Annotated in this window: 10 protein-coding genes and 1 pseudogene; 8 read left to right on the top strand and 3 right to left on the bottom strand. The window is 51.3% G+C overall.

Annotated elements, in window-relative coordinates; all coding sequences use genetic code 11:
• Positions 1-7: 7 nt before the first annotated feature.
• A complete protein-coding gene (locus tag PGL02S_RS10630; RefSeq protein ID WP_036640727.1) occupies positions 8-1,114 on the top strand; it encodes an LLM class flavin-dependent oxidoreductase in 1,107 nt (368 codons plus the stop codon).
• A gap of 142 nt (positions 1,115-1,256) precedes the next feature.
• Positions 1,257-2,291: a TRM11 family SAM-dependent methyltransferase gene (locus tag PGL02S_RS10625; protein ID WP_051449215.1), complete on the top strand. Its 1,035-nt coding sequence runs from the start codon at positions 1,257-1,259 to the stop codon at positions 2,289-2,291.
• Here the strand turns inward: PGL02S_RS10625 and PGL02S_RS10620 are convergent.
• Both PGL02S_RS10620 and PGL02S_RS10615 read right to left on the bottom strand, forming a co-directional pair.
• On the bottom strand, positions 2,236-2,547 hold the full coding sequence (locus PGL02S_RS10620; RefSeq protein ID WP_036640726.1) for an MGMT family protein: 312 nt from the start codon (positions 2,545-2,547) through the stop codon (positions 2,236-2,238). The two genes, PGL02S_RS10625 and PGL02S_RS10620, sit on opposite strands and share 56 nt — an antisense overlap.
• Positions 2,548-2,681: 134 nt before the next feature.
• On the bottom strand, positions 2,682-3,635 hold the full coding sequence (locus PGL02S_RS10615) for a D-2-hydroxyacid dehydrogenase (protein ID WP_036640724.1): 954 nt from the start codon (positions 3,633-3,635) through the stop codon (positions 2,682-2,684).
• 297 nt (positions 3,636-3,932) lie between these two features.
• Here PGL02S_RS10615 and thpR point away from each other — a divergent pair, with 297 nt between their 5' ends.
• From thpR to PGL02S_RS10600, 3 genes and pseudogenes are all read left to right on the top strand, one after another.
• Positions 3,933-4,502 (top strand): RNA 2',3'-cyclic phosphodiesterase, encoded by a 570-nt coding sequence (gene thpR / locus PGL02S_RS10610; protein ID WP_036640722.1) that lies wholly within the window; start codon positions 3,933-3,935, stop codon positions 4,500-4,502.
• 110 nt (positions 4,503-4,612) lie between these two features.
• Positions 4,613-5,512, top strand: a complete 900-nt coding sequence (locus PGL02S_RS10605) for a cell wall hydrolase (protein WP_036640720.1) — start codon at positions 4,613-4,615, stop codon at positions 5,510-5,512.
• 42 nt (positions 5,513-5,554) lie between these two features.
• Positions 5,555-6,273: pseudogene (locus PGL02S_RS10600) on the top strand (metal-dependent hydrolase).
• An 86-nt stretch (positions 6,274-6,359) separates the two neighbouring features.
• Here PGL02S_RS10600 and PGL02S_RS10595 read toward each other — a convergent pair.
• Positions 6,360-7,535 (bottom strand): UDP-N-acetylglucosamine--LPS N-acetylglucosamine transferase, encoded by a 1,176-nt coding sequence (locus PGL02S_RS10595; protein ID WP_036640719.1) that lies wholly within the window; start codon positions 7,533-7,535, stop codon positions 6,360-6,362.
• Positions 7,536-7,875: 340 nt separating this feature from the next.
• On the opposite strand from PGL02S_RS10595, the gene PGL02S_RS10590 reads away from it, so the two are divergent.
• The 3 genes from PGL02S_RS10590 (at position 7,876) to gltB (ending at position 16,104) form a co-directional block, all read left to right on the top strand.
• Positions 7,876-8,457: a TetR/AcrR family transcriptional regulator gene (locus PGL02S_RS10590; RefSeq protein ID WP_006212506.1), complete on the top strand. Its 582-nt coding sequence runs from the start codon at positions 7,876-7,878 to the stop codon at positions 8,455-8,457.
• Positions 8,458-8,672: 215 nt separating this feature from the next.
• Complete coding sequence (locus PGL02S_RS10585) at positions 8,673-10,940, top strand: YhgE/Pip domain-containing protein (protein ID WP_036640717.1); 2,268 nt, start codon at positions 8,673-8,675, stop codon at positions 10,938-10,940.
• A gap of 568 nt (positions 10,941-11,508) precedes the next feature.
• Complete coding sequence (gltB, locus tag PGL02S_RS10580) at positions 11,509-16,104, top strand: glutamate synthase large subunit (protein ID WP_036640715.1); 4,596 nt, start codon at positions 11,509-11,511, stop codon at positions 16,102-16,104.
• The last annotated feature ends 278 nt before the right edge of the window (positions 16,105-16,382 follow it).

Genomic DNA, 16,382 nt, shown 5'->3' with positions numbered 1-16,382 from the left:
GGAGCTTATGAACAACCCATTGAAGTTTAGCGTGCTTGATCTTGTTCCGCGTTTTGGGGAGAGCACCTTCGAGGAGGCCCTTTTGCATGCGGTGGATCTGGCACAGCATGCGGAAGCGTGGGGCTACCGCCGTTACTGGGCGGCGGAGCATCATGATCTGGAGCACTTGTCCTGCGCTTCACCCGAGATTCTGCTCTCCCATATCGGAGCCCGGACAGAACGTATTCGCCTCGGTTCCGGGGCCGTGCTGCTGCCGCATTACAGTCCGCTGAAGGTAGCGGAGAATTTCCGTATGCTGGCGGCGCTGTATCCCGGACGCATCGATCTCGGGATCGGGCGGGCGCCGGGAGGTTCCGCGCATACAAGCATGGCGCTTAGCGGAAATTTCCTGGGCCACGTGGCAGATTTGCCTCATCGGATTCGGGCCCTGACCGAACTGCTTGAAGACCGGTATCGCTACGAGGATGTGCCGGTGGCAGCGAAACCGGTTCCTGTAACGGAGCCGGTTATGTGGATGCTCGGCACGAATACGAAGAGTGCCGGTTATGCGGCGGAATTCGGCACGGGGTATGTATTCGGCCAGTTCATGAGCGATACGGACGGTGCCGAGGTTTTGCGCTCTTATCGTGAAGGTTTTCAGCCCAGCGCTCGTCTGCGAGAACCGCACACGATGGTGGCAGTAAGCATTGTGTGTGCAGAGACGGAGGAACGAGCAGGCGAACTTGCTGCTGAAGCTTCCGGGTTCGGACAGCGCCCGCTGCCCTCGGACCGCTTGGACACGGGGGCAGCTGCTCCAGAACAGAGCTCTGCTTCAACCAGGATTGGACAAGCTGAGTTTTATGGATCGGCCGATCGCGATAAAGGGGGGAGCCGCAGCCGAGATCCGATCTACAACGGAGATCCGGCAGGCAAATCCAAGCAAGGAAGTCCGGATACGGCTGCTTCCAGGACGCCAGGCCCTAGTCAACTTATTGTCGGTACGCCTGCAAGTGTGCACCTCAGGCTTCGGAATATGGCAGAGCAGTATGAATGTGACGAGTTCTTGATTGTCACACCGGTGAGTGATTATGCTGCGCGGCTGGCATCTTATCGTCTATTAGTAGAATCCATATAGTTCTCTTTATAATAGAAGAAACTATTCTAAACTGCGCAGCATTTTATTTCCATACAACATTTATCCTGCCACATATGTATTAATGCGTACGTTTAAGCTGATGCAGGGTATTCACCTATATAATAGAAGGAAGTAGAAATAAATGACGAATTTCGTTCAAGATGACATTGCATGGGGTCCTTCTTCCATAAGGGATAAGTCATCATATCTGTATACTTACGCCTGTCATGAAACAGAGCGTGAGCTGTGCTTCATGGAGCTGGCCGAGCTGTTCGGACATATGCCGGATGGAGAGGACTGGCTGGAAAGCGAGCAATGGGTGGATCCGGATCGAAGCCCATTCCTGTCCGCTTGCCTGGATGTCAGGGTGACTGGCGATTCGATAGAACAAATGGCAGAGCAAGCAGACGAAATTCAACTTAGGAACGCCACCTTCAAAGTTGTTTCCCTAAAGGCGGGAGATCCTTATACTTATGATCAATTACGCGAGTTTGAGCGGAGGGTAGGCCGCCGAATCGCAGGAACAGCACAGATGAAATCACCCGATATCACGTTTGGGATGATATCCATAGACGGCATCTGGCGCTTGGGCATACTGCAAGAGCCAGCGCGTGCCTGGCTGAAGCATAAGCAGAAGCCGCAAAATTACTCCACAGGTCTTAGCTCTCGGTTAGCAAGGGCATTGGTTAACATCGCTGCACCTGAACCGGATGGGGTCATGCTGCTGGATCCCTGCTGCGGAATGGGAAATGTTCTGATCGAGGCGTTGTCGATGGGAATTTCGGTCGAGGGCTGTGACATTAACCCGCTTGCGGTGCGGGGAGCAAGGGTGAACCTGAAGCATTACGGTTATGATGACAACATAGTTGCCATTCATGATATGAATACATGGCAAGGACATTATGACGCGGCTATTCTGGATCTTCCTTATAATGTGTGTTCCGTTTTCCCAGAGGAAGAGAAGTTGAAGATGCTGCATAGCTTACACAGGTTGGCAGATCGGGCGGTTATCATTAGCACGGAACCATTAAGGGAACATTTGCGGGAGACGGGGTGGAAGGTGCTTCGTCATAGCACGACCCGCAAGGGGAGTTTTGTAAGAGAAATCTGGCTGTGTGTATCTATTCCGCAGGATCGTAACCAAATTTCTTCAAGTCGATCATGCCCAGGTGGTTAACCGTAACGCCTTCGTCCTGCAGGTACAGCTCCTGCATTAATCTGGACTCATCGTCCTTGATGGCAATTTCGCCTTTGGCATTAACAACCCGATGCCATGGAAGCTTATGAATATGACTTTGGGTGTGAAGTATTCTAACGACTTGGCGTGCGGCCCGCGGACTCCCAGCCAATCGGGCTACTTGTCCATAAGTCGCCACATATCCTTCGGGGATGCTCTGGATCACTTCGATCACGCGTTTCGTAAATGGCTGCATACATGTTCACTCCTGCCGGCATTGGGATTATTATATAAACGAATAGGGTGTCCCGAGGATACAGATCACGGGACACCTTTCTATTTGCTTCAAGATCGCTTCAAACGAATGTTCAGACTTCTTGCACTCTGATCCTAGTACGACTTGCTGTAATCGATCACATTGCGGGATAGCGGCTCGCCGTTTACATAGTTCTTTAAATTTTCCAGGAAAATAGCCACGGCTCGCTCGCTGTAGCGATCCGTATCGCCCGCCGTATGCGGCGTGATGATAACGTTGTCCATCGCCCACAACAGATGATCCGACGGAAGCGGCTCTTCCTCGAAGACGTCAAGGCCTGCACTCGCCAATGACCCGTCTTGAAGCGCCCGAATCATATCATCGGTTACCACGGTCTGGCCTCGACCCACATTGATGAAAATAGCGGTGTCCTTCATAGCGGAGAATCGTGCTTGATTGAACAAGCCATGGGTCTCATCCGTCAGCGGGAGGATGTTCACGACATAGTCGCCCTCCGCCAGCGCTTTATCAAGCTGATCGACCTTATACATCACTTCTATATGGGGATCTGATTTACCGGAATGACGAACCCCGACCGTCCGCATACCGAACGCCTGCGCGACACGTGCGGTGTGGCTGCCAATCTGGCCGACGCCGACAATGACAATCGTTTTGCCTGCCAATTCCGTGAAAGTACCCGAAGTATCCCATTTCTTGTTCGACTGCTGCCGGATGGCAAGATGCAGGTTGCGGGTAAAGCCCAGGATCATGGAAAAAATATGCTCCGTAATCGGAACGCTATGTACACCACTGGCATTGGTGAGGCGGATGTCCTTTTCCTGAAGCTCTGGAAGCGGCATTTTATCCACGCCAGCGGACCATGCTTGTATCCACTTGAGTTTACTGTTCGCAGACAAGACATCCTCCTGGATGGAGCGCGACCAGCCGATCAGTATTTCGGCATCCTGAACTATGCTTGTCGTAAGCTCTTTGGCTTTTGAAACGATCAGCTCATAGCCGGGGGCGATATCCTTGATTTTTTGCTGCTGCTCGGTGGTTAAGTCGTGAATGGCAACGATTTTCGGCATGGTACTACCTCCTGGGGAATGTGATGATAATACAGAATAAAAGCGATACTCTCTTTGGAACATATTATCAGAAATCATGGCTTTGCGCATGGCGGAACCCGTCCGCTTAACAAATTTATACATGTATTATTGTCCGATTTATGGTAAATTGAAGCTTCATCATATTTTTAGGCGAAATGATGTACCCCTCATATTTATTTTCAGGCTCTATTGCTCACACTATAAACGAACTGCGAAAACATGGTGCTTATAGCAGCCGATGGCTGCTTGATGATGATTAGGAAGGAAGTGTCTTAGTTGAGCCATTCGGCTGAGGGAGCTATGGATCGTTTATTTGTTGCCGTTCATCTGCCATCCGAGGTATCTTCCCGGATTCAGGAGTGGGCGGACAAGCTGGCAGAGCATGTGAATTTCAAAAAATGGGTTCATCCGCAGGATTACCACATTACTTTACAGTTTCTAGGTGATACACCGACTCATCGCATTGAGGAATTGACGAAGGGGCTTCAGCAGGTAGCCGGGGAGCACAAGCCTTTCAAACTTGGCATACAGGATGCCGGCGTGTTTGGGACAAGCAGCTCACCCCGGATTTTATGGACAGGGGTCGGCGGAGATTTGAATGCGTTGGCCCATCTTCAGCAATCGGTGGTGTCCAAAATGCAATCCTTCGGATTTGCGCCGGAGGATCGTCCCTATCGTCCACATATTACCATTGCCCGGAAATTTCAAGGAAACGAAAAATTTTCATTGGATGAAATCGGAAGAGGACCCGATCCTATCCAGTGGAACGTGCAGGAGCTTGTTCTTTTCCGTACAAATTTGCAGTCGATTCCGATGTACGAAACTGTAGGTGTGGCGCGGCTTTAAACCTTTTTCTGAAATTGAAAATAAAATGTTCATAAAATTACCATGTTTTCAACGCCTAAAAATGTGGTTACATAGTGTAGGAAATGTGCCGACATCATAGGAGGAAAAATATGGTTATAAAAATTCTTCGGCAAAATCGCTGGGTTGCGCTGCTCATCGGAGCGCTCTTTGTGAGTTTGTCTCTTATAAGTTTGCTTGGAATGCAGGCAGAAACAACTGAAGAGGAAGAACAGCAGCAGGACATGCCGAAGTTTGTGATGGCTGCCCTGGCTCCTGAAGGCGACCCTGATACATTAGCGGTAAAAGCGAGTACAAAGCAGGATAGGGAACCTGTCAACATTTTGTCTTCAATTGTTTTCCATGAGTGGAATAAGCCGGGTGGCAAGAATGACGCTTTTTCAAGTTCAAAGGGCATTGGTTTGGCTGATCCCGGGAACTTATACTCACAAAAAACATTGAAGACTGCAGATGAGAAGAAGGAAGAATCCAAATCTCAGGATGCAGACGGGAAACCGGCAAAACAAAAGGGGACACATGTCGTCAAATCACAGGCTAAAAGCCTAACACCCCCCACAACTTTATTCTTCACAAGAACAAATACGTTAACCCAGGCTCAGAAAGATAAAGCAACCTGGACCTATGATTTGTCAGCTGAAGAGCTGCTTCTGCTCCAGAAGATTGTCATGGCAGAGGCGGAAGGCGAACCGTACGAAGGCAAAGTAGCAGTTGCTAATGTTGTCTTAAACCGGCTGCGGTCAGCCAATTTTCCCGATACTATTACCGATGTAATCTATCAAAAGCACCAATTTAGTCCTGTAGCGAACGGGCGTCTTAAACGTGTCCAGCCAAACGAGGAGACGATCAAATCTGTGAATGCGGCACTTCACGGCCAAAAGGAAGTAAAGGACGACACGTATTTTTTCCTGTCTCTAAAGCTTGCTCAGGACCTGACGGTTCATCATTCAAGAACGTTCGTGAAAAAAATAGGGAACCACTCTTTTTACAAGTAGTGCCCATATGGGTAAACTAGTATGTAGGAGGTGTGTTTAACCATGAATATTACGTATTACGGCCATTCTAGCATGTTGGTGGAAGAAGGCGGAGTTCGTGTTATCATCGATCCGCTGCTATCAGGCAATCCAGGCTCCGGTATTAAACCAAGCGATGTGAAAGTTGATGCGGTTGTGCTGACGCATGGGCACTCCGACCATTTTGGCGATTGCATCGAGATTGCCAAGCAGAACGATTGTCCGATTATCGCGGTTTATGAACTCGCGGTGTACTTCCGATTATCGCGGTTTATGAACTCGCGGTGTACTGCGGTACCCAGGGCGTCAAATCCCATGGCATGAATATCGGCGGAAGCGCACAGTTTGACGGCTTTAAGGTGAAGTTTACCCCGGCCTTTCACTCTTCATCCATTTCGGTAGGGGACACCTGGATCTATGCAGGGCAGCCTGGTGGCGTCATTCTGACGATGGGCGGCAAAACATTCTACCACGCGGGCGATACGAGTCTGTTTGGGGATATGCGCCTGATCGGGGAGATGAATCACATCGATGCAGCTGCGCTGCCGATCGGTGACATGCTGACCATGGGTCCGGAGGACGCTCTGCTGGCCGCACAGTGGATTCGTGCGAGGCATGTGATTCCAGTGCACTATGACACCTTCCCGGGCATTAAACAGGATGCAGGGGCCTTCTGCGCCGAATTGGCCAAAACCGGTATTCAGGGTCATCCGTTGAAAGCGGGAGAAAGCCTCGAAATATAGATGGGTTAATGCAAAAAAAGCTTCCCTGTCCTCCGTGACAGGGAAGCTTTTTGTTTGAATAGGCAATGTAAGAATTAGAATGGATATTAGGGCTGGTCCGCCAATATCTTGATGGTTTCTTCCTGATAGCCGGGTATGCGTCCTTCGTTCAGCAGGCCCATCACCTGGCCTGCGCAGTGATCCGGCTCCAAATGCCGAATGCGCCGCCTGCCTGCATCATTACGGTGTTTCGTTACTTGATCATAGCGATCCGACAGCAGATTCAACCATTTATCGATAACGGAAGCAGAATCCAGAATCTCCGCATAGCCCTCGCTAACAAAGAAGTGGGAATTCACTTCCTCCTGTCCCGGGATCGGCTCGTAGAACAGCATGGGAATCCCTTTGGCGGCTCCTTCCGTACAAGTCATTCCGCCGGGCTTCGTAATGAGCAGGTCCGACACGTCCATGAGTTTATGTATATCCTCACGATAACCAAGGACGTGGATGTTGGGGTGCTGAAAGATCGGATCCTCGCGCATGCTGGCCACCAGCTTCTCGTTCTGTCCCATACAGAAGACAAGCTGGATATCACCGGCCCGGCTTGCCAGCTTACTGAGCAGTTCCTTATTGAATACGAGACCCCATCCGCCGCCCATAATCAGTACTGTAGGCATGTTTTTTAATTGAAGCTCGGCTTGAAGCGCCTTGCGATCGCCCCTTTCCCAGAATTTCGGATGCACGGGAATGCCGGTCACATGTATGTATTCCGGCAGAATGTCCCGGAGCATGAGCATCTTTTTCACATGGGGAGTGGATACGAGATATTCATCCACTTCCGGATTGACCCAGGTGCCATGTGCATCATAGTCGGTGATGAGTGTATAGAGCGGAACCTCAAGTCCTTGACGCTTCAGGCGTGAGACCACGGCGTTAGGAAACGGGTGCGTACATATAATAAGATCCGGCTGCAACTCCTCGATCACCCGCTGGGCCTGTGCATAGAAAATCCGGTGAAGCGCGAGCCGCGTCAGACGGTTTAACGATTTCTTATATTGCGAACGGTACAGCATGCCGACAAGGCGCGGCCTGGTGCTGACGGTTTTTCGATAAGCGGACAAGATTAACGGCCCTACGGTCGGATTTAAAAAATTGCCAAGCTCAATGACACGGCATTGGATGCCGGGACTCATCCGTTGTATACCTTCAGCCAGCGCATACGCTGCTTGCGTATGTCCTGTGCCGAATCCCTCGGAAAAGAGGAGCACTCTTGTATATCGCATGGTTTCACCTACTTCTTTCTCCCTCTATCTTACAAAACAGGAATCGTTTTTTGAAGAGCGGCGCGAAAAAAAAGAGTATGCACCCTAAGTATACGCGCAAAAGGGAAAAGCATTTCAATTATTTTGCGGCCCCATATTCGTTGATCGACGTTTTTCTTTCATTAGACGTTATAATAAGATTTGAACACTTCACTTGGAATTATTTAAAAATTTAACGAAAGATATTGCAATGGAATCGATAATCTGATAAAGTGATTTTTGACCGAATGACCAGAATTGTATTATGGTCAGTTTCGAGGGTAAGACCAATCTTAAGAAGATCATAGAAGGAGGGGTAAGCATGCCAGCTGTGGACCGTCGGAAGCAGGTGCTAGATGCTGCCTCCAAGTCGTTTGCTTTGTTCGGATATAAAGCGACGACGATGGAACAGGTGGCGAAGATTGCGAATGTTGGGAAAGGTACGATCTACACGTTTTTCACGAATAAGGATGAACTGTTTGACGAAATTCTGCTCTCGGCGATTATGGAGATGAAGCGTCTTGCGGAGCGGGAGATCAAGAAGGACAGGGATTTCTTTGACAATCTGTATCGCGTGCTGGATGCGCTGCTTGAATTCCGGAGCGAGCATGAGCTGTTCATCAAGCTGTCTCAGGAAGTGCGGGATATCGGCACGCCGAAGGCTCATGAAGGATTGACGAAAGTGGAGAACGGGATCGTCGGCTATCTCCAGGGGATTGTGGAGCATGCCATATCGATCGGTGAGATCAAACCGCTGGATGCTCAAGTGGTATCCTTCGTGATGCTGAAGCTGTACGTTGCGCTCACGACCGACTTTAATCAGCTTCATGAGCCATTAAGCAAGGAACAGATCAAGGAATATATGATGGTGTTCCTGGCTGACGGGTTGAAGGCCTCTTCATAAGAGGTAAGAATGCAGCCTCCTTCGTGATGAGGAAGGCGGACTCTCTTGGCTTGAGGGATCGTCTTCCTTGCCAGCGATCGTTTTTTTTTGGTTTAAACTGACCGAATGAGAGAATTGGTCATTATGTACTGGTTTGGAAATGTTATCTGCCTGTGATGCAAATTCATGTCGGCAAAATAGCTGCTGTATCTAGAGAAAAAAAGGAGAGAGACTGGATGAAGTCATTATCTGTATTTGCAAAGGATCTTGGCGCTGCCGTTCGGAACAAAAAAATCTTGATTCCGATTATCGCAGTGCTGTTCATACCGGTCATGTACAGCGGTATGTTCTTGGGGGCCTTCTGGGACCCCTATGGAAAGATGGAGGATTTGCCTGTAGCGGTCGTCAATAACGACCAGGGCGCTGTTTTTGAAGGGAAGACGCTTCAGGCTGGCGAGGATTTGGTCGCCGAACTGAAGAAGGGAAAAGATTTTAATTGGCAGTTCGTTGACCGGAATGAAGCTGAGCAGGGCATGCAGGATAATAAGTATTACATGACCATCAGCATTCCGGAGAATTTCTCGCAGCAGGCGACAACTTTAATGGATGAACATCCGCAGCCTGCGCAGATCGTATTTGAGCCGAATGAAGGCTACAACTTCCTGGCAGCCCAAATTGGCGGATCTGCCGTGAAGCAGATTCAGTCCAAGGTGTCCGCGAAGGTAACGGAAGCCTACACGGAGACGCTGTTTGATCAAGTAGCCAAAGTATCCGATGGTTTAAGCGAAGCCGGAGACGGCGCAACCAAGCTGTCCGAAGGTGCCGTTAAATTGGACGATGGCGCCGTGAAGCTGAAGGAAAATCTGGCTAAGCTGGTCAGCGGCACGCAAGAGCTGCAGGACGGAATTGCGCCTTTAACCCAAGGGGTGCAGGAACTAAATAACGGTGCTGGCAAGCTGAACACGGGAGCAGGCACCCTCGCCTCCGGTTTGGATCAGCTTAAAGCGGGTCACAGCCAGCTGCAGGCAGGTGCTGAGGAAGCAAGCAAGGGCAGCGCGAAGCTGCAAGCAGGGATTGAATCTGCTGCAGCGGGCAGCACCGGTCTCCATGAAGGGCTGCAAGCCAACCAGGCCGGAGCTTCCCAGCTTGCGGCAGGAGCGAAGAGCGCTCATGAAGGCAGCAGCAGCCTTAAAGCGGGGCTGAATCAATCGCTGGAAGCTACGGCTGCCCTGGAGCAAGGGGCTCAGGCTGTTGCGGATGGATTGAAGAAGCTGGCAGAAGGGAATCCGGAGCTTGCGCAGAGTCCCGAGGTTCAGCAGCTGCTGGCAGCGAGCCAATCCGTGTCATCCGGCACGAGCGAGCTGAATGCGGGCCAGAAGCAGCTGGCACAAGGTGCAGCGGAGCTGAACCAGGGCACGCAGCAGCTGCAGGAAGGCGCAGGCAAGCTGAGCGCAGGAGCGGCTCAGCTGACTGAAGGCGGCAAGCAGCTAGCAGCCGGCGGCCAAGAGCTGCTGGCGGGTGCAAAGCAGCTGAACGCCGGCCAAAGCCAATTGGCTGACGGCATGAAGCTGTTCGGCACGAAGCTGAGCGAAGCGGCAGCCGGTGGCAAGGAGCTTGCCAGCGGTGCGGCCACGCTCTCGCAAGGGACGCAGCAGCTGGCCGGCGGAGCAGGCAAGCTTGGAAGCGGCGTAACTACGCTGGCCGACGGCTCGAAGCAGCTGGATTCCGGCGCCGGAGAACTGGTGAGCGGAATGAATGAATTGAAGGATGGCAGCGGGGAGCTTGCAGGCAAGCTGAACGAGGCTGCCGGCAAGACGGGCGACATTAAGACAACCGACGAAACGGTGACCATGTTTGCCGGACCGGTACAGGTTGAAGAGCACAAAGTGAATGAAGTACCGAACTATGGTACGGGCTTCGCACCATACTTCCTGTCGCTCGGCTTGTTTGTCGGGGCATTGATTTCTACGATTATCTTGCCGATTCGCGATGCTTCTGTTCCGAATGCATCCGGATGGAACCGGTTTGTCAGCCGTACGTTATCCTTCGCCGGTATGGGATTGATTCAGGCATTACTGGCTGTGGTTGTCATGTTGTACGGGTTGAAGCTTGAGGTGCAGAGCGTTCCGCTCTTCTATCTCTTCTCCTTCATTACAAGCTTGTCGTTTATGTTCCTGGTGCAAACGTTCGTAACCTGGCTGGATCAGCCTGGACGCTTTGTTGTCATTGTGATTCTGATCTTCCAGTTGACCACGAGCGCAGGCACGTTCCCGGTGGAGCTCATTCCAGGCTGGATGAAGGCATTAAATCCGCTGCTGCCGATGACATACAGTGTCAAAGGCTACAAGGACGTCATTTCCACAGGAAGCTTCGACGGCATGTGGGCCAGCGCAGGCGTACTGGCCGGATTCGGTCTGGTATTCCTGGCTTTGACCGCCGTATACTTCCTGGCTGCCCGAAATAACAAGAAGGCGGCAGAGAGCGACGCAGCGGTGACTGCTTAAGCAAGATCACATTTATATGTAAGCAAAAAACAAAGGGACTTCCCCAAAGGTCGATCGGATCTGGGGGGGAGTCCTTTTTTTTATGACCAGATGAGCTTGGCAATGTATACTTGAGCACGCTCTAAAGACGGATCCATTTGGACGAGGTTTTTGGTCCGAGCAGATCCGTGAAGTCTGATTTCGGTAGAATGGGGAATGGCAAAGCTGAACCGAATATATTCATTTTGCAAAAAAAGTCAATACATCGACCTGTTCGGAATGTTTTATTTGCATGTTTTTTTGCACTATTCTACATAAAAATAAGCGATCTATTGTGATTACTCTCACAAAAACAATTCTTATCAAATTCATAAAAACTTTGAATTGCCTGCATTGTATGAGGGTGATAAAATATATAGAACTAATTAATCTACGTGTTAGGTAAATGTCAACCTTTGGCGCTTTTGCACAATACTGCATCACCTCAAGACAGTGTGTCCACTGCAGGTGAGGATTGATGTCCAACCTTTATGTTTTTTCTGTTATTGATCAGCAGTTTTTTATTCTATAAAAAGAAAGGTTGCATCTTATGAAACATACTGATTTTCCCCAGAAACAGGGCCTCTATGATCCGCAGTTTGAAAAAGATGCTTGCGGTATGGGTTTCGTTGCCCATATCAAGGGTAAGCCATCCCACGAAATCGTCAGCAGCGCGCTGACTATGCTTGCCAATATGGAGCATCGCGGCGGTCAGGGCAGCGAGCCGAACTCCGGTGACGGCGCTGGGATTATGTTGCAGATTCCTCATTCTTTTTTCTCCGCAGAAGCGGCCAAACTGGGCTTTGAGCTCCCCGAGGCTGGGCACTATGGTGCGGGCATGCTGTTCCTTTCCCATGATCCTGCCGTTCGCACGGCACATGAGGACCAGTTGGCTTCCATTATTGCTGAGGAAGGTCAGACCCTGATCGGGTTTCGCGATGTGCCAACCAGCGATGAAATGCTCGGCAAGTCCGCAAAAGCGGCAAAGCCGTATGTTCGCCAAGTGTTCATTGGACGCAGCGCCGACATTCAGGATGATCTTGCGTTCGAGCGCAAGCTGTATGTCATCCGTCGTCGTGCCGAGCTGGCTATCCGTTACAGCGGCAAGCCCGAGGGCGACAGCTTCTATGTATCCAGTCTTTCCTGCCGCAAAATCGTATACAAAGGCATGCTGACGACGGAACAGGTCGGGGAGTTCTACCTTGACCTCCAGGAAGAAGGACTGGAATCCGCAATCGCGCTGATTCACTCCCGTTTCAGCACGAACACCTTCCCGAGCTGGGAACGGGCGCATCCGTACCGATTCATGATTCACAACGGCGAGATTAACACGCTGCGCGGTAATGTGAACTGGATGCACGCACGCCAGTCGCTGTTCGAGCATGAGCTGTTCGGAAGCGACCTCGAGAAGGTGAAACCTGTAATCAATCCGGACGGTTCCGATACCGGTATGTTTGATAATACATTTGAATTCCTGTATCTCAGTGGTCGTTCCCTGCCGCATGTGGCTATGATGATGGTTCCCGAGCCATGGAGCAATCATGAGAGCATGGATAAAACCAAAAAGGCATTCTACGAATATCACAGCACGCTGATGGAACCATGGGACGGTCCAGCAGCCATGGCGTTCACTGACGGAGTCCAGATCGGGGCTACCCTGGACCGGAACGGACTGCGTCCATCCCGGTATTATGTGACCAAGGATGATCTGATCATCCTGTCCTCCGAAGCGGGCGTGCTCGATGTTCCGCCGGAAAATGTGTTGTACAAGGACCGCTTGCGTCCAGGACGGATGCTGCTTGTTGATACGAAGGAAGGCCGCATCATCTCCGACGAAGAGGTCAAGGCCAGCATTGCAGCCGAGCTTCCTTACTCGGATTGGCTGGATGAGCATCTGGTAGAGCTTCATGATCTTCCTGAAGCGCCGGAACTGCCGGATCCGAAGCACGAGAATGTGCGCCAGCTCCAGCAAGCGTTCGGCTACACTTATGAGGAGCTGCGCAAAGTGCTGGAGCCGATGGCGATCACCGGCGCGGAAGCCATAGCGTCCATGGGTTACGATGCACCGCTTGCGGTGTTGTCCGACCGGCCGCAGCGGCTGTTCAACTACTTCAAGCAGATGTTTGCCCAGGTTACCAACCCGCCGATCGATGCGATTCGCGAAGAACTGGTGACTTCAACCGCAACGACCATCGGTCCGGAGCGCAACCTGCTGAAGCCGGAACCGGAAAGCTGCCGCCACATCCGCCTGGATTCGCCGGTGCTGTCCAATGAAGAATTTGCGAAGCTGCGCCATGTTCGCCGTCCCGGTTTCAAATCCATGACGATTCCGATCTTCTTCCCGCCAGCGGAAGGGGCTGAAGGTCTGCGCAAAGCAATCAATACGCTGTGCGAGGCAGCGGATCGAGTGATTGCCAAGGGCCATAACATTCTGATCCTATCGGACCGGGGTGTGGACAAAGACAATGCTGCGATTCCTTCGCTGCTCGCCGTCTCGTCGCTCCATCACCACCTGATCCGTCAAGGAACCCGGACGAAGGTGGCTATCCTGCTCGAATCCGGTGAGCCGCGCGAAGTGCATCATTACGCGCTGCTGCTCGGTTACGGTGTGAGTGCGGTCAATCCGTACCTCGCGTTCGAAACGCTGGACGATATGATTCAGGAAGGCATGCTGCGCGGCATTTCACATGAGAAGGCTGTGAAGAACTACATTAAAGCAGCAAGCAAGAGCGTTGTTAAAGTCCTGTCGAAGATGGGGATTTCTACAATCCAGTCCTACCGTGGCGCTCAGATCTTCGAGGCTGTCGGCCTGAAGGAAGATTTCGTGGAAAGTTATTTCACACGTACACCATCCCGTATTGGCGGCATCGGCCTGGAGGAAGTGGCCAAGGAAGCGCTGGCCCACCACGACCGTGCCTTTACCGATAAAGATGGCAATGATAAAGTGCTGGACTCAGCCGGCGAGTATCAATGGAGAGCAGACGGGGAAGAGCATTTGTTCAACCCGAGAACGATCCATCTACTGCAGCAGGCTGTTCGGACGAATGATTATGCAACATACAAGAAGTATGCCGAGCTTGTACAGGGTGAGAATGAGCAGCATCTGACACTGCGTTCCCTCTTGAAAATCAAGCCGGTCGGCGAACCGGTTCCGCTGGATGAGGTTGAATCTGCAGCCTCCATTATGCGGCGTTTTAAGACCGGTGCGATGTCCTTCGGCTCCATCAGTAAGGAAGCGCATGAGAGTCTTGCAATCGGGATGAACCGCATCGGCGGCAAGAGTAATACGGGCGAAGGCGGAGAAGATCCGGGACGTTATGTGCCGGATGCTAACGGCGATTCCCGCCGCAGTGCCATCAAGCAGGTTGCTTCGGGAAGATTCGGCGTAACCTCCAACTATCTGGTTAACGCAGACGAAATCCAGATCAAGATGGCGCAGGGGGCGAAGCCGGGTGAAGGCGGACAGCTGCCGGGACGTAAAGTGTATCCTTGGGTAGCTGAGGTTCGGGGATCAACGCCGGGTGTAGGCTTGATCTCGCCACCACCGCATCACGATATCTACTCCATTGAGGATTTGGCAGAGCTCATCTATGATCTGAAGAACTCGAATCCACGTGCGGATATCAACGTGAAGCTTGTATCCGAGGTCGGTGTAGGTACCATTGCAGCAGGTGTTGCGAAGGGCCGTGCAGATATTATTTTGATTAGCGGTTACGATGGCGGTACAGGCGCTTCACCGCAAGGCTCCATTCGCCATGCCGGTATGCCGTGGGAGCTTGGACTTGCCGAAACGCATCAGACCCTCATCATGAACAATCTGCGTGACCGTGTTGTGCTTGAAACCGATGGCAAAATGCTGAACGGACGCGATTTGGTTGTGGCGGCGCTGCTTGGAGCCGAAGAGTATGGATTCTCGACTGCACCACTGGTTGCCATCGGCTGTATCATGATGCGTGTATGCCAAATGGATACTTGTCCGGTTGGCGTAGCCACGCAAAATCCGGAGCTGCGCAAGAACTTTACGGGCGATCCGGAGCATGTGGTCAACTTTATGCGTTTTGTTGCTGAAGACTTGCGAGAACTTATGGCGGAGCTTGGCTTCCGTACCATTGATGATATGATCGGACGCACCGATTGCCTGGATGCCGTTCAAGCCGATTATCACTGGAAGAAGAAAGGCGTGGATATTTCCGCACTTCTGTATACGCCGGAGCTTCCGGAAGGCAGCACACGCTTCCGCACGCAAAGGCAGAATCATGGTCTGGAAGAAACGCTGGATATGCGCTCTCTGCTGAGCAGCGCTGCACCTGCATTGGAATCGGGAGCAGCTGTTGAAGGTACGTTCCCGATCACGAATGTGGATCGTGCGGTTGGTACTATTCTGGGCAGTGAAGTGACACGTAAATACGGTGCTGCGGGACTGCCGGAAGATACGATTCAATTCAGCTTCATTGGTTCCGCTGGTCAGAGCTTTGGTGCATTTGTGCCGAAAGGGATGACCCTGACGGTAGAAGGGGACGCCAATGACTATATTGGTAAAGGACTTTCCGGTGGCAAGCTGATCGTGAAGCCTTCACCGAAAGCGACCTTCAAAGCAGAAGAGAACATCATTGCGGGTAATACCGCATTCTACGGTGCTACAGGAGGCGAAGCCTACGTAAGAGGCATCGCGGGCGAGCGCTTTGCCGTTCGTAACTCGGGTGCGAACATCGTGGTTGAAGGTGTCGGCGATCATGGCTGCGAATATATGACGGGCGGCCGGGTGGTTGTTCTCGGGGAAACCGGGCGCAACTTTGCAGCGGGCATGTCCGGCGGCGTTGCATACGTCTATGATCCGGAAGGTACTTTTGTAGATCGCTGCAACCTGGAAATGGTGCTCCTCGAGCGTGTAGAGGAAACATCAGAAGCGGAAGCACTCCTTCGTCTGGTTCAGCAGCATGAGCGGTATACCGGCAGTGCGCCGGCACAGCAAATTCTTGCGGATTGGGATCAGGCGCTAAGCCGCTTTGTTCGTATCATTCCGAAGGATTATAAACGGATGCTGCTGCATATCGAGAAGGTTCAAGACCAAGGCCTGACAGGCGAAGCGGCGCTCCTCGCTGCATTTGAGGCAAATATGAAAGAACTGGCTCGTACAGGGAACTAGAACCGGGCTCAAGTTGCGTCAAACCACATTGTATTCTTAAATGAATCCAATGTGGTTTTTTTATATATAAATAAGATACAATCGAAATCATCAATAATCTAAAATATGTGACATCATCTCCCCATATAAAATTCGACAAAATTAGAACCCGAAGCATAGGACAATGGTTCCACAAGACGACAGTATCGTGTGAATACATTCGCTATAATATTGGTAAGTAAGTTTGGTGAGTAAATTGGTTTAGCGAGTAAGTTTTTGTACGGATGAGAAATAATGAC

Origin of the sequence: Paenibacillus glucanolyticus NBRC 15330, from assembly GCF_004000885.1 — a bacterium.
GTDB classification, from domain to species: Bacteria; Bacillota; Bacilli; order Paenibacillales; family Paenibacillaceae; genus Paenibacillus_AQ; species Paenibacillus_AQ glucanolyticus.
Note: the sequence above shows the minus strand (reverse complement) of the source record. Positions and strands in the feature narration are given on the sequence as shown.

Coding starts and splice junctions, on each gene's coding strand:
- PGL02S_RS10630 (WP_036640727.1), top strand. CDS start 8: ATGAACAACCCATTGAAGTTTAGCGTGCTTGATCTTGTTCCGCGTTTT.
- PGL02S_RS10625 (WP_051449215.1), top strand. CDS start 1,257: ATGACGAATTTCGTTCAAGATGACATTGCATGGGGTCCTTCTTCCATA.
- PGL02S_RS10620 (WP_036640726.1), bottom strand. CDS start 2,547: ATGCAGCCATTTACGAAACGCGTGATCGAAGTGATCCAGAGCATCCCC.
- PGL02S_RS10615 (WP_036640724.1), bottom strand. CDS start 3,635: ATGCCGAAAATCGTTGCCATTCACGACTTAACCACCGAGCAGCAGCAA.
- PGL02S_RS10605 (WP_036640720.1), top strand. CDS start 4,613: ATGGTTATAAAAATTCTTCGGCAAAATCGCTGGGTTGCGCTGCTCATC.
- PGL02S_RS10595 (WP_036640719.1), bottom strand. CDS start 7,535: ATGCGATATACAAGAGTGCTCCTCTTTTCCGAGGGATTCGGCACAGGA.
- PGL02S_RS10590 (WP_006212506.1), top strand. CDS start 7,876: ATGCCAGCTGTGGACCGTCGGAAGCAGGTGCTAGATGCTGCCTCCAAG.
- PGL02S_RS10585 (WP_036640717.1), top strand. CDS start 8,673: ATGAAGTCATTATCTGTATTTGCAAAGGATCTTGGCGCTGCCGTTCGG.
- gltB (WP_036640715.1), top strand. CDS start 11,509: ATGAAACATACTGATTTTCCCCAGAAACAGGGCCTCTATGATCCGCAG.